This window comes from Pseudomonas sp. CFBP 5748 (assembly GCF_053850495.1).
This window is the reverse complement of the sequence record NZ_JBSPTN010000003.1, coordinates 587,284-602,197: the sequence shown is the minus strand read 5'-3', so window position 1 is coordinate 602,197 and position 14,914 is coordinate 587,284. Positions and strand designations below refer to the sequence as shown.

Below are 14,914 nucleotides of genomic sequence, written 5' to 3'. Positions count from 1 at the left end.
AAGCCCAGGTCCAGCGCACGCCGGACAGCGTGGCCGTCCTGCATGGCGAGCACGCGTTGAGCTATCGCCAGTTGGACACGCGAGCCAACCAGTTGGCGCATTACCTGCGCAAGCAGGGCGTGCAAGCGGATTCGCGCGTGGCGATCTGTGTCCAGCGCAGCGCCGAGATGGTGATCGGGTTGTTGGCGATTCTCAAGGCGGGCGGTGGTTATGTGCCATTGGATCCGGCTTATCCTGCGGAACGGATTGCCTACATGCTGGCCGACAGCGAGCCGGCTGCGGTGCTGGCCCAGGCAGCGACCCGAGGGCTCTTGTCGCAGGTCCAGGTGCCACTGATCGACCTGGACGCCGGCCCGTGGCAAGACGAGCCGGAACAGGTTCCGCAGGTCAGCGAGCTGACGCCGGCCCACCTGGCCTACGTGATCTACACCTCCGGCTCCACCGGCTTGCCCAAGGGCGTGATGGTCGAACATCGCGGCCTGCGCAACCTGCTGGACTGGTACCTCGAAGACCTGGCGTTCGATGCTGGCGATGCCGTGCTGCTCGCGTCCTCCTACAACTTCGACCTGACCCAGAAAAACATCCTCGCGCCACTGCTGGTCGGCGCTACGCTGCACCTGGCCGAAGAACCCTTCAACCCCGGCGCCATCGTCGCGCAGATCGCCGACGCCGGCATCACGCACCTCAACATGTCGCCCAGCGCCTTCCACGCGCTGGTGGACGCCGATCATCAGCAAGCCCTTGCCTGTCTGAAACGGGTGGTGTTGGGCGGTGAGCCGATCCAGCTCGCCATGCTGGAAAAACTCCCTCTGCCACGGCCAACGGTGATCAACAGCTACGGGCCGACCGAGTGCAGTGACGTGGTCGCCTGGTACACCGCTGATAGCGATCTCGAGACCTACCGGCACCAGTCGATCCCGATTGGCCGACCGATCCGCAACATGCAGTTGCATGTACTGGACAGCCACGGGCAGTTGCTGCCGGTGGGCGTACCCGGTGAGATCCACATCGGCGGTATCGGAGTCGCGCGCGGTTACCTCAACCTGCCGCAGCTCAGCGCCGAGCGCTTTATCGCCGACCCGTTCTACGGCAAGGCCGACGCCCGGCTGTACAAGACCGGTGACATCGGTCGCTGGTTGCCCGACGGCACGTTGCAGTACCTGGGGCGTAATGACGATCAGGTGAAGATCCGCGGGTTCCGTATCGAACTGGGTGAGATCGAAGCCAAGCTCGCCCAACACGATACGGTGAAAGAGGCTGCGGTGCTGGTCCGCGAGGACGTACCGGGGGAAAAACGCCTGGTGGCCTATTTCACCGAATACGCGGCGGGCGAAACAGTGGACATCGACGCGCTGCGTGCCTGCCTGTTGGCCCAACTGCCGGCCTTCATGGTGCCGGTGGCCTATGTACGCCTCGACACCATGCCGCTGACGCCCAACGGCAAGCTCAACCGTAAAGTGCTGCCGGCACCGGACTTGGATGCCTTCATCACCCGGGGCTACGAAGCCCCCATCGGCGAAACCGAAATCACACTGGCCCAGTTGTGGGCTGAAGTGCTCAACGTAGAGCGCGTTGGCCGTCACGATCACTTCTTCGAGCTGGGCGGGCATTCCTTGCTTGCCGTCAGCCTGATGGAGCGGATGCGCCAAGAGGGTATGGAAGCGGATGTACGGACGTTGTTCGAGCGGCCCACGCTCTCGGAATACGCGGCAACGACAGAAAAAATGGAGATTGTCCTGTGAGTGTGATCGAACTGTTGGCGACACTAAAAGAAAAAGACGTACAGCTTTCAGTCAAGGGCGATCAGCTCGTGGTACGGGGACGGAAGCAGTCGCTGAGCGAGCCGGCGGTGCTGGCCTTGCTGCGCGAGCACAAAGCCGCGCTGATCGAGTTGATCCAGGCTGGACAATACGATGCCAGCAAGGCTGGTGAGGTTGACATCCCGGACAACGCCATCCCGGCCGGTTGCCTGCACATCACGCCGCAGATGCTGCCGTTGGTGACCCTGGACCAGGCGGCCATCGACCGTATCGTTGCTACCGTGCCGGGCGGCGCGGCCAATGTGCAGGATATCTACCCGCTGGCACCGTTGCAGGAGGGCATTCTTTATCACCATCTGACTGCCACCCAGGGCGATCCCTATGTGTTGCAGGCGCATTTCAGCATCACCCGACAGGAGCGCCTGACGGATTTTGTCGACGCCTTGCAAAGCGTGATCGATCGCCACGACATCCTGCGCACCGCCATCGTCCGCGAAGGGTTGCAAGAGGCGGTACAGGTGGTCTGGCGCGAGGCCCGCCTGGGGGTCAAGGACATCAGCGCCGATCTCGCCGAGGGCGACGTCATGGCGCAATTGCAGGCGCGCTTTGATCCTCGGCATTATCGCCTGGACGTCAGCCAGGCGCCGCTGTTGCTGCTGGTGGTCGCCGAAGACCCGGCCAACCAGCGCTGGGTCGCCATGCTGCTGTTCCATCACATGGCCCTCGACCACGCGGCCCTGATGGTGGTGCAGAGCGAAATGCAGGCCTGGCTGATGGGGCAGACCGGGCAATTGCAACCCGCCATCCCTTACCGTCATTACGTGGCGCGCACCCGCCAGGCCGGCCAACGCCAGGCCGACGAGGCGTTCTTTGGTGAAATGCTGGGGGATGTCGAAGAGCCAACCTTGCCCTTCGGCCAACAGGACGTCTTGGGCGACGGCAGCGCCATCGAAGAGAGTCATCAAGCGCTGACGCCAGACCTCAGCCGCCGCCTACGCGCGCAGGCGCGCCAGCTCGGTGTGAGTGCGGCGAGCATTTTCCACTTGGCCTGGGCCCAGGTGCTGGGCGGCGTATCGGGCCGCGAAGACGTGGTGTTCGGCACGGTGATGCTGGGGCGCATGCAGGCCGGCGAGAGTCTGAGCCGGGCGCTGGGCATGTTCATCAATACCTTGCCCCTGCGCGTGAACGTCGGTGCACAGAACGTGCGCGACGGGGTGAAAAGCACCCATGCCTGGTTGAGCCGCCTGCTCAGTCACGAATATGCGTCCCTGGCCCTGGCCCAACGTTGCAGCGGCGTGGCCGCGCCGGCGCCGCTGTTCAGCACATTGCTGAACTATCGTCACAGTGCCAGCGCCGCTCAAGAGCTCCCGGCCGAGGTCAGCCTGGCCTGGGACGGTATCGAGGCACTGGGCGCGGAAGAACGCACCAACTACCCGCTGATCCTCTCGGTGGACGATTTTTCCGATGACTTCGCCTTGTCGGTGCAAGCCACTGCGCTGATTGGCGCGCTACGCATCGGCGATTACATGCTGGCCGCCGTTGAAAGTCTGGTTGCGGCCCTGGAATCCGCGCCCGGAGCGATGCTCAACAGCCTGTCGTTCCTGCCGGCATCGGAGCGCGAACGGGTACTGTTGTCCTTCAACGACACCGACCGTGATTATCCGCGGGAACAGTCGATTCATGCCTTGTTCGAGGCCCAGGTCGAGGTGCGTCCAGACGCGCCGGCTGCGGTGCAGGGTGGGCAAGTCCTGACTTACCGCGAACTGGACAGCAAAGCCGAACGTCTGGCCAGGCATCTGCTCGACCTTGGCCTGCAAACGGGTCAAACCGTGGCGATCCTGCTGCCGCGCTCGCTTGATCTGCTGATCAGCCAGTTGGCAGTCCTCAAGTGTGCGGCGGTGTACCTGCCACTGGACGTCAACGCGCCCGCCGAGCGCCAGCAGTTCATGATCGAGGACAGTCACGCTGTATTGGCCTTGACTCACAGCCGCGAAGCCTTGGCGCCGGGCATGCGTCGGGTGGACCTGGACAGCGTCGACCTTCCCTTGTCGTCGGCCCATTGCAGCCAGCAACCGGCGTCCAGCGAAGCGCCGGCCTACATCATGTACACCTCAGGGTCCACGGGTACGCCCAAGGGCGTGCTGGTGCCGCACCGGGCCATCAGCCGGCTGGTGATCAATAACGGCTACGCCGACTTCAACGAGCAGGATCGGGTGGCCTTCGCCTCCAATCCGGCCTTCGACGCCAGCACCCTTGAAGTCTGGGCGCCATTGCTCAACGGTGGCTGCGTCGTCGTGGTCGAGCAGGACGTGCTGTTGTCCCAGGAACGCTTGCACGGGCTGTTGCTAGAGCAGGCGGTGAATGTGTTGTGGATGACCGCGGGGCTGTTTCACCAATATGCCGACCGCCTGATGGACGTGTTCGCCCAATTGCGCTACTTGATCGTCGGGGGGGACGTGCTGGATCCGGCGGTGATCGGCCGTGTCCTGAAGGACGGCGCGCCGGCCCACCTGCTCAACGGCTACGGCCCGACGGAAGCGACGACGTTCTCGACCACCTACGAAATCAAGGCTGTGGGCGAGGGCAGCGTCCCGATTGGCCGTCCCTTGGGCAACACCCGGGTCTACATCCTCGATTCGCAGCAGCGACCCGTGCCCCAAGGCGTGGTCGGCGAGCTGCACATCGGCGGCCTGGGGGTCGCCAAAGGCTACTTGAACCGCCCGGACCTGAGTGCCGAGAAATTTCTCCTCGACCCGTTCAGCCAGACCGCCCAGGCCTTGATGTACCGCACAGGCGACCTCGGCCGCTTCCGGGAGGACGGCAACATCGAGTACCTGGGCCGCAACGACGGCCAGGTGAAGATCCGTGGTTTTCGCATCGAACCGGGGGAGATCGAAGCCTGCCTGGCCCAACACGCTGCGGTGAAAGAAACGACGGTGCTGGTGCGCGAAGACGTTCCCGGCGAAAAACGCCTGGTGGCCTATTTCACCTTGCACTCAACGGATGACAGCGCGGACATCGAAGCCCTGCGCGTGCACCTGCAAAGCCGTTTGCCGGACTATATGGTTCCGGCGGCCTACGTACGGCTCGATGCCTTGCCGCTGACCCCCAACGGCAAGCTCGACCGCAAGGCGCTGCCGATGCCGGACCAGGCGTCCATCATTACCCGGGGCTATGAAGCCCCGCTGGGCGACACCGAAATCACCCTGGCCCGCCTGTGGCGGCAAGTCCTCAACGTCGAGCGGGTGGGACGCCACGATCATTTCTTCGAACTGGGCGGCCATTCCTTGCTGGCGGTCAACCTGATCGAGCAGATGCGCCAGGTCGGCTTGAGTGCCGATGTCCGCGTGCTCTTCGGCCAGCCGACCCTCGCGGCACTGGCTGCGGCAGTGGGGGGCGGTAGTGAGGTCCAGGTGCCAGCCAACGGCATCACCACCGATTGTGAGCGGATCACCCCGGACATGCTGGCGCTGGCGACATTGACCCAGGAGGCGATCGATCGGATCGTTGCCACGGTTCCGGGTGGTGTGCCCAACGTACAGGACATCTACCCGCTGGCGCCGTTGCAGGAAGGTATTCTCTATCACCATGTCTCGGCGCAGCAGGGCGACCCCTATGTGTTGCAGGCGCTGTTCGCCTTTCAGGACGAAGCGCGCCTCGATGCTTTCGCCCAGGCATTGCAAGGTGTCATCGACCGCCATGACATCCTGCGCACTTCGATCCTGTGGGAGGGGCTGGAGCAGCCGATTCAGGTGGTCTGGCGCAAGGCGCTGTTGAGCGTCGAGCAACTGCAGTTGGACGCGTCGGATGCCGATGCCGTGACCCAACTGCATGCACGCTACGACTCCCGTCATCATCGCCTGGACATTCGCCAGGCCCCGTTGATGTGCCTGCGTTATGCCCATGACCCGGTCAACCAGCGCTGGGTGGCGATGCTGTTGTTCCACCACATTGCCCTGGACCATACCGCGCTGGAGGTGGTACAGCAGGAAATGCAGGCGCACCTGCTGGGCCAGGCCGACCAATTGGCCGCCGCGCTGCCGTACCGCAACTATGTGGCCCAGGCCCGCCTGGGTGTCAGCGAGGCAGAGCACGAAGGGTTTTTCCGCGAGATGCTCGGCGATGTCGACGAGCCGACCCTGCCGTTGGGGCTGCAGCAGGTGCAGGGTGACGGTCGCGGGATCGAGGAAGCCAAGCTGGAACTGGACGCCAGTTTGAGCCGCCGCTTGCGGGCGCAGGCGCGGCAGCTCGGTGTGAGTGCGGCCAGCCTGCATCACTTGGCTTGGGCGCAGGTACTGGGGCGCCTGTCCGCGCGGGAGGACGTGGTGTTCGGCACGGTCCTGATGGGCCGGATGCAGGGCGGCGAGGGTGCCGACCGGGTCCTTGGCATGTTCATCAACACCTTGCCGCTGCGGGTCAACCTGGATGAGCAGGGCGCACGCGCCGGGGTCAAGACCACCCATGGGCGGCTGACGGCATTGCTCGGTCACGAGCATGCCTCGTTGGCCCTGGCGCAACGTTGCAGCCGCGTGGCCGCACCGGCCCCGTTGTTCAGCGCGCTGCTGAACTACCGGCACAGCGCGACCGGTTCGGCTTCAGCCGAGGCCATGAGTGCCTGGCAGGGCATGGAAATCCTGAGTAACGAAGAGCGGACCAACTACCCACTGACCCTGTCGGTGGATGACCTGGGCGATGGCTTCCTGTTGAGTGCCCTGGTGTTGCAGGGGATTGGTGCGGCGCGCATCTGCGCCTACATGCACACCGCCCTGGAAAGCCTGGTACAGGCCCTCGAACACGCGCCCCAGACGCCACTCAACCGCCTGGAGATCCTGCCGGAAAGCGAACGCAACCAGCTGCTGGTGGATTTCAACGCCACCAAGCGTGCCTATCCGCAGGACCAGACCGTGCTGGCGCTGTTCGAGGCCCAGGCGGCCCACCTGCCACATGCAATTGCAGTGGTGCACGGGCAGCGCCAAGTGACTTACGCAGAGCTGAACGAGCGGGCCAATCGCCTGGCCCATCACTTGATCGGCCTTGGCGTGCAGCCGGACGACTGCGTGGCGATCCTGCTGCCACGCTCCATCGAGCTGCTGGCCAGTCAGTTGGCGATCCTCAAGTGTGCGGCGGCCTATGTGCCGCTGGACCGCAATGCCTCCCTGGAACGCCAGGGCTTCATGCTCGAGGATTGCCAGGCCCGGTGCCTGCTGACGTTCAGTACCGAGACCGTGCCTGAGGGCGCTTCGCGCATCGACCTCGACGCCCTGGAAACGCAGGGCGCGGTTCACAACCCGGCGCTGGCGCAGTCCAGTGAATCGATTGCCTACATCATGTACACCTCGGGCTCCACCGGCACCCCGAAAGGCGTGCTGGTGCCGCACCGGGCCATCAACCGCCTGGTGATCAACAACGGTTACGCCGATTTCAATGAGCGCGACCGGATCGCCTTTGCTTCCAACCCGGCGTTCGACGCCAGCACCATGGACGTCTGGGGCGCCTTGCTCAATGGCGGCCAGGTGGTGGTGATCGACCACGAAACCTTGTTGGAGCCTGCGCAGTTCGCCCAAGTGCTGGAGGACGCGGGCGTCACGGTGCTGTTCGTGACCACGGCGATTTTCAATCAGTACGTGCAACTGATCCCGGAGGCCATTGGCGGCTTGCGCATCCTGTTGTGCGGCGGCGAACGGGCCGACGTAGCGTCGTTCCGGCGCTTGCTGGACCTGGCGCCCAGTTTGCGCCTGGTGCATTGCTATGGCCCGACCGAAACCACCACCTACGCCACCACCCTGGAGGTGAAGGCCGTGGCGGCGGACGCCGAATGCGTGCCCATCGGCGGCCCAATTGGCAATACCCAGGTCTATGTGCTCGATGCGCGCCAGCAACTGGCGCCATTGGGTGTCGTCGGCGAGATGTATATCGGCGGCAAGGGCGTGGCCAAGGGGTATCTGAATCGACCTGACCTGACCGCGGAAAAATTCATCGCCGATCCGTTCAGCCATGAACCGGACGCGTTGCTGTACCGCACCGGCGACCTCGGGCGCTGGTTGCCGGAGGGCAGCCTGGAATGCCTGGGACGTAACGACGATCAGGTGAAAATCCGCGGTTTCCGCATCGAGCTGGGCGAGATCGAAGCCAAACTCGTCGCCTGCGATGGCGTGAAGGACGCAGTGGTCATGGTGCGGGCCGACGAGTCGGGCGAGAAGCGCCTGGTGGCCTATGTCATTGCACAGCCGCAGGTCACGCTGGGCGTTGCCGCGTTGCGCGAGCAATTGTCCACGGTCCTGTCTGACTACATGGTGCCCGCGGCGTTCGTGATGTTGCCGGCGTTCCCATTGACCCTCAACGGCAAGGTGGACCGCAAGGCCCTGCCGGCACCGCACGCCGAGGCTTACGCCAGCCAGGCCTACGAGGCGCCGCAGGGTGAGGTCGAACAGGCCTTGGCCGGCATGTGGGCCGAGTTGTTGAAGGTGGAACGGATCGGTCGCCACGACAATTTCTTCGAGCTGGGTGGCCACTCGTTGCTGGCGATGAGGTTGATCGAGCGCATGCGCCAGGCTGAGCTGTCGGTGGATGTACGTGTGCTGTTCAGCCAACCGACCCTGGCCGCACTGGCCGCTGCGGTGGGCGGGCACCGGGACGTGATCGTGCCGGCTTGCGCCATTGTCGAAGGCTGTGAGCGCATCACGCCGGATATGTTGCCGCTGGCTGCATTGAGCCAGGAGGCCATCGATCGGATCGTGGCGAGCGTGCCGGGAGGGGCGCGCAACGTGCAGGAGATCTATCCGCTGGCGCCGTTGCAGGAAGGCATTCTGTATCACCATTTGACGGCAAAAATGGGTGATCCGTACGTACTGCAAACGCTGTTCGGTTTTGACAGCCGCGCCCGTCTGGATGACTTTGCCCAGGCATTGCAAGGGGTGATCGACCGGCACGACATTCTCAGGACGTCGATGGTCTGGGAAAACCTCGACGAACCGATGCAAGTGGTGTGGCGACAGGCTCGGCTCAGCGTTGACGAGTTGGACGCGGACCCGAGTGCCGGCGATGCCGTTGCCCGGTTGTATGAGCGTTTCGATGCGCGGCATTACCGACTGGACGTGCGTCAGGCACCCATGTTGCGTCTGGCCATCGCCGAGGACGTCGCCAACCGGCGTTGGGTCGCCATGCTGCTGTTCCACCACATGGTCCTGGACCATACCGGCCTGGAAGTGCTGGAACGTGAAATGCAGGCGCAGTTGCTGGGCAAGGTGCACGAACTGGGGGAGTCGGTGCCTTATCGCAACTATGTGGCTCAGGCGCGCCTGGGTATCGACCAACAGGCGCATGAAGCGTTTTTCCGCGAGATGCTCGGCGATATCGACGAGCCAACGCTGCCGTTCGGCCTGCGGGACGTGCAGGGTGATGGCAATGGCGTGGAAGAGGTGAAGCTGGCCATGGAAGCGGGCCTGTGCCGTCGTCTGCGCGTCCAGGCCCGTCAGTTGGGCGTCAGCGCGGCGAGCCTGATGCATTTGGCCTGGGCGCAAGTCTTGGGCCGTGTCAGCGGTCGCGACGACGTGGTCTTCGGTACCGTGCTGTTGGGCCGCATGCAGGGCGGTGACGGGGCTGATCGGGCCCTGGGCATGTTCATCAACACCCTGCCATTGCGGGTGAGCCTGGGTGGTCAAGGCGTATACGCAGCGGTAAAGGCTACCCACCAGCGACTCACTGGCCTGCTGGGCCATGAGCATGCACCGTTGGCACTGGCCCAGCGGTGCAGTGGTGTGGCTGCGCCAACGCCATTGTTCAGCTCGATGCTCAATTATCGTCATTGCGGGGTCGAGGTGACCGCGCAGGCGCTGACGGCGTGGCAAGGCATCGAGTCGATTGGCGGTGAAGAACGTACCAATTACCCTTTGGCGCTGGCCGTGGATGATGAAGGCGAGGGCTTCAGCCTGGTGGTGCAGGCGCTGGTGGGGACTGGTGCGCGGCGTATTGGCGAATATGTGCAGACTACGCTCGAAGGCCTGGTCAAGGCACTGGAGCAGGCGCCGGATACACCTCTGCATGCCCTCGCGAGCCTGCCGGTGGCCGAACGTCAGCACCTGTTGGAAGCGTTCAATGCCACTGCGGTCGACTACCCGCAAGGCCTGACCTTGCACGGATTGTTCGAGGCGCGGGTCGCGGTTTGCCCGGACGCGGTCGCCGTAGTATCGGGCCAGACGCAACTGAACTACGGGCAACTCAATGAGCGTGCCAACCAGATTGCCCATCGTCTGCTGTCGTTGGGCATTGGCCCGGATGACCGCGTGGCGATCTGCGTGGACCGCAGCCTGGAAATGGTCGCGGGCCTGTTGGGCATTCTCAAGGCCGGCGCGGCGTATGTGCCGCTGGACCCGGATTACCCGCTCGATCGGCTGGCCTACATGCTGGAAAACAGCGCGCCGATGGTGGTGCTGACCCAACGTGCGTTGCAGGCCAGCCTGCCGGCTACGCAGGCGCGGATCCTGCTGCTGGATGAGGCGGAAGGTTTCTCGACGCAGCCGACCCACAATCCCCAGGTCGAGGGTCTGCGGGCCAATCACCTGGCTTATGTCATCTACACCTCAGGCTCCACTGGCATGCCCAAGGGTGTGATGAACGAGCATGGCGCGGTGGTCAACCGCCTGCTGTGGATGCAGGACGAATACGGCTTGAGCGCGGCGGACGCGGTGCTGCAAAAGACCCCGTTCAGCTTCGACGTGTCGGTGTGGGAGTTCTTCTGGCCACTGTTCAGCGGCGCACGGCTGGTGATGGCCCGTCCTGGTGGGCATCGCGATCCGGCGTACCTGCGCGAAGTGATCCAGGCCCAAGGCATCACCACGTTGCATTTCGTGCCGTCGATGCTGGATGTGTTCCTGGCCCATGGCGAGGCGGGCGAGTGCGGTGGCCTGGTGCGGGTGATGTGCAGCGGCGAGGCCTTGCCGGGGCATCTGGTGCGACGCTTCAAGGCGCAACTGCCGCACGCCGGCCTGTACAACCTGTACGGCCCGACCGAAGCGGCGGTGGACGTGACCGCGTGGGACTGCGCGGGTGCAGAGACGCCGGACAGCACGCCCATCGGCAAGCCGATTGCCAACACGCGGATCTACCTGCTCGATGCCCATCAACAACCGGTGCCCCTGGGTGTGGCCGGCGAGATTTACATTGGTGGTGTGCAGGTGGCGCGGGGTTACCTGAACCGTCCGGAACTGACCGTCGAACGTTTCCTGCGCGATCCGTTCAGCGACGCGGCGAACGCCCGGATGTACCGCACTGGCGACCTGGGTCGTTACCTGCCGGACGGCAATATCGATTACCTGGGGCGTAACGATGACCAGGTGAAGATCCGTGGTTTCCGCATCGAGTTGGGCGAGATCGAAGCCAAACTGGCGCAACACGAGGCGGTGAAGGAAACCGTGGTGCTGGCCCGTGAAGACGTACCGGGCGAGAAGCGTCTGGTGGCTTATTTCACCACGCATTCGGTGGATGAGATGGCGGATATCGAAAGCCTGCGCACCCATTTGCAAGGGCAACTGCCGGAATACATGGTGCCGACCGCTTACGTGCGGCTCGCTGCACTGCCGTTGACTCCCAATGGCAAGCTCGATCGCAAGGCGTTGCCGGCACCGGATCATTCAGCGGTGATTGTCCGCGAATACGAGGCGCCACAAGGTGAAGTGGAAACCAGCATTGCCCGGATCTGGGAGGACTTGCTCAAGCTTGAACAAGTCGGTCGTCACGACAATTTCTTTGAGTTGGGCGGGCACTCGCTGTTGGCGGTGAAAATGATCGAACGCATGCGCCAGGTCGACCTGAGCGTCGATGTGCGGGTTTTGTTCGGTCAGCCGACGCTGGCAGCGTTGGCCGCCGCCGTCGGTGGCTACCGGGAAGTCATCGTGCCGGCCAACGATATCCCGGCCGGTTGCACCCGCATCACACCGGACATGCTGCCGCTGGCGGATCTGTCCCAAGAAGAGATCGAGCAGATCGTCGCGGCGGTGCCGGGCGGCGTGAGCAATGTCCAGGACATTTATGCCCTGGCGCCGCTGCAGGAAGGGATCCTCTATCACCACTTGGCCGCCGCCGAAGGCGACCCCTATCTGCAACAGGTGATATTCGCTTTCGACCGTTTCACGCGCCTGGAAGATTTCGCCCACGCGCTGCAAGCCGTCATTGCCCGGCACGATATCCTGCGCACCGCCGTGCTCTGGGAAGGCCTGCCCGAGCCCATGCAGGTGGTCTGGCGTGACGCGCCATTGAGTGTCGAGTCGGTTGAGCTGGATCCGGCCCGGGGTGACATCGCCGCGCAACTGCACCAGCGGTTCGACCCCCGGTTCTACCGCCTGGACATTCGTCAGGCGCCCATGATGCGGTTGGTCTATGGGCAAGACCCGGCGAACCAACGCTGGGTGGGCATGCTGTTGTTTCACCATCTGGTGGACGACGTTACGTCACTGGCGGTGCTGTCCGCGGAAATCGAGGCGCATATGCTCGGCCAGGCGCAGCGGCTGTCGGCGTCGGTGCCGTACCGCAACTTCGTGGCCCAGGCCCGCTTGGGTGTGAGCCGTGAAGCGCACGAAACCTTCTTCCGCGAGATGCTCGGGGACATCGAAGAGCCGACGTTGCCGTTCGATTTGCAGGATGTGCAAGGCGACGGCAGCGGCCTCGAAGAGGTGCGTCAGGAGGTCGAGGCCGCTCTGAGTCGCCGGCTGCGAGCTCAGGCGCGACAGCTTGGGGTGAGCGCGGCGAGCTTGTATCACCTGGTTTGGGCGCAGGTCCTGGGTAAGGTATCGGGCAAGGACGATGTCGTGTTCGGTACGGTGCTGGTGGGGCGGATGCAGGGCGGCGAGGGCGCCGACCGGGCGCTGGGGATGTTCATCAACACCTTGCCGCTGCGAGTGAGTGTCGGGCAAACCGGCGTTCGTGCGGGTGTGAAAGCGACCCACGCTCGCCTGACCGCATTGCTCGGTCATGAACACGCCGCCTTGGCGCTGGCGCAACGCTGCAGCGGCGTAGAGGCGCCGACGCCGTTGTTCAGTGCCTTGCTCAACTACCGCCACACCGGCGCGACAGTGTCGAGCGAGGCATTGTCAGCCTGGAACGGTATCCAGATTCTCAGTGGCGAAGAGCGGACCAACTACCCACTGATGTTGTCGGTGGACGATCAGGGCGAGGCGTTCAGCTTTACCGTCATGACCCCGGCACGCATTGGTGCGCAGCGGCTTTGTGGTTATGTGCAGCACACGCTGGAGAATCTGGTCCGGATGCTGGAGCAGACGCCGGAGGCACCGCTGCATCAGTTGGCGATCCTGCCGGCCTCGGAACGTGAACAACTGCTGGTGACGTTCAACGCCACCGAAGCCGATTATCCGCGGCAGCAGACCATTCATGGGCTGTTCGAGGAGCAGGTGCAGCTTACGCCGGATGCCGTTGCGGTGATTCGCGGCGAGCAACGCCTGAGCTATGGGGAACTGAACGAGCGGGCTAACCGCTTGGCGCATTACCTGCGAAAGCAGGGTGTGAAGCCTGATTCACGGGTGGCGATTTGTGTCGAGCGTGGTATCGACATGGTTGTAGGGCTGCTCGCCATTCTCAAGGCCGGCGGTGGTTATGTGCCGCTGGATCCGGCTTATCCGCTGGACCGGATTGCCTACATGCTGGAAGACAGTGCGCCAGCAGCCGTGTTGGCCCAGGACGCTACAGTCGGGTTGTTGACCGGTGCCTCGATGCCAGTGATCAATCTCGACAGCGGGCTGTGGCAGGACGAATCCGTCCAGAATCCGCAGGTTGCCGAGCTGACGTCCGCACATCTGGCCTACGTGATCTACACCTCTGGTTCGACCGGCCTGCCCAAGGGTGTGATGATCGAACACCGCAACACGGTGAACTTCCTGACCTGGGCGCATCGTTCGTTTGATGCTCAAACCCTGTCGAAAACCCTGTTCTCGACCTCGCTGAACTTCGACCTGGCGGTCTACGAATGCTTCGCGCCGCTGACGTCGGGCGGCAGCATCGACGTGGTCACTAATGTGCTGGAACTGCAACAGGGTGAGCACGACATCACCCTGATCAACACCGTGCCCTCGGCGCTCAAGGCCTTGCTGGAATCCGGTGGATTGGGCGAGGGCGTCGACACGGTCAACGTCGCTGGCGAAGCGCTCAAGCGCAGCCTGGTGGAAACGCTGTTCGAACAGACCCAGGTCAAGCGTCTGTGCAACCTCTATGGCCCTTCGGAAACCACGACTTACTCCAGTTGGGTGTCGATGGCCCGTGAGGACGGTTTCGCTGCACACATCGGCAAACCGGTGGCCAATACCCAGTTCTACTTGCTGGATGAGCACCAACAACCGGTGCCACTGGGCGTGCCGGGCGAAATCTACATCGGCGGTGCCGGGGTCGCTCGCGGGTATCTCAACCGCGATGACCTCACCGCTGAACGCTTCCTCAAGGACCCGTTCAGCACCACGCCAAATGCCCGGATGTACAAGACCGGCGACCTGGGCCGTTACCTGCCGGACGGCAACATCGAATACCTGGGCCGCAACGACGATCAGGTGAAGATCCGTGGTTTCCGCATCGAACTGGGGGAGATCGAAGCCAAGCTCGCTCAGGCTCCAAACATCAAGGAAACCGTGGTCCTGGCCCGCGAAGACGTGCCGGGCGACAAACGCCTGGTGGCCTATTTCACCCAACACTCACCGGATGAAACAGTAGAGATAGAAACCCTGCGCACGCACCTGCAAGCGCAACTGCCGGCTTACATGGTACCTGCCGCCTACGTGCGCCTGGATGCATTGCCGTTGACCCCCAATGGCAAGCTCGACCGCAAGGCGCTACCGACCCCCGACAGCAATGCGTACACCACGCGTCTGTATGAGGCTCCGGTGGGCGATATGGAGGTCAAGCTTGCGGCGTTGTGGGCGGAGTTGCTCAAGGTCGAGCGGGTGGGGCGTCATGACCACTTCTTCGAACTGGGTGGTCACTCGTTGCTCGCCGTGACACTGATCGAACGCATGCGCAAGGACGGCATGGAGGCCGATATCCGTGTGTTGTTCGGCCAGCCCACCCTGGCCCTCGTGGCTGCCGCCGTGGGCGAGGTACGGCATATCGATGTGCCGATGACGAAAATTCCCGCGCTCACGCGCAAACGCAGTATCTGA

Annotated in this window: 2 protein-coding genes (1 of these 2 cut by a window edge); both read left to right on the top strand. The window is 63.6% G+C overall.

Annotation, left to right across the window (positions count from 1 at the left end; genetic code table 11):
* Window positions 1–1,742 carry the 3' portion of a non-ribosomal peptide synthase/polyketide synthase gene (locus ACWNZ1_RS09945; protein ID WP_456027613.1) on the top strand. The gene continues 27,355 nt to the left of window position 1, outside the view, so the window shows 1,742 of its 29,097 coding nt (coding positions 27,356–29,097); the start codon falls outside the window, past its left edge; it ends in the stop codon at window positions 1,740–1,742.
* Window positions 1,739–14,914 (top strand): amino acid adenylation domain-containing protein, encoded by a 13,176-nt coding sequence (locus tag ACWNZ1_RS09940; protein ID WP_456027612.1) that lies wholly within the window; start codon window positions 1,739–1,741, stop codon window positions 14,912–14,914. Before ACWNZ1_RS09945 ends, ACWNZ1_RS09940 begins: the two co-directional genes overlap by 4 nt.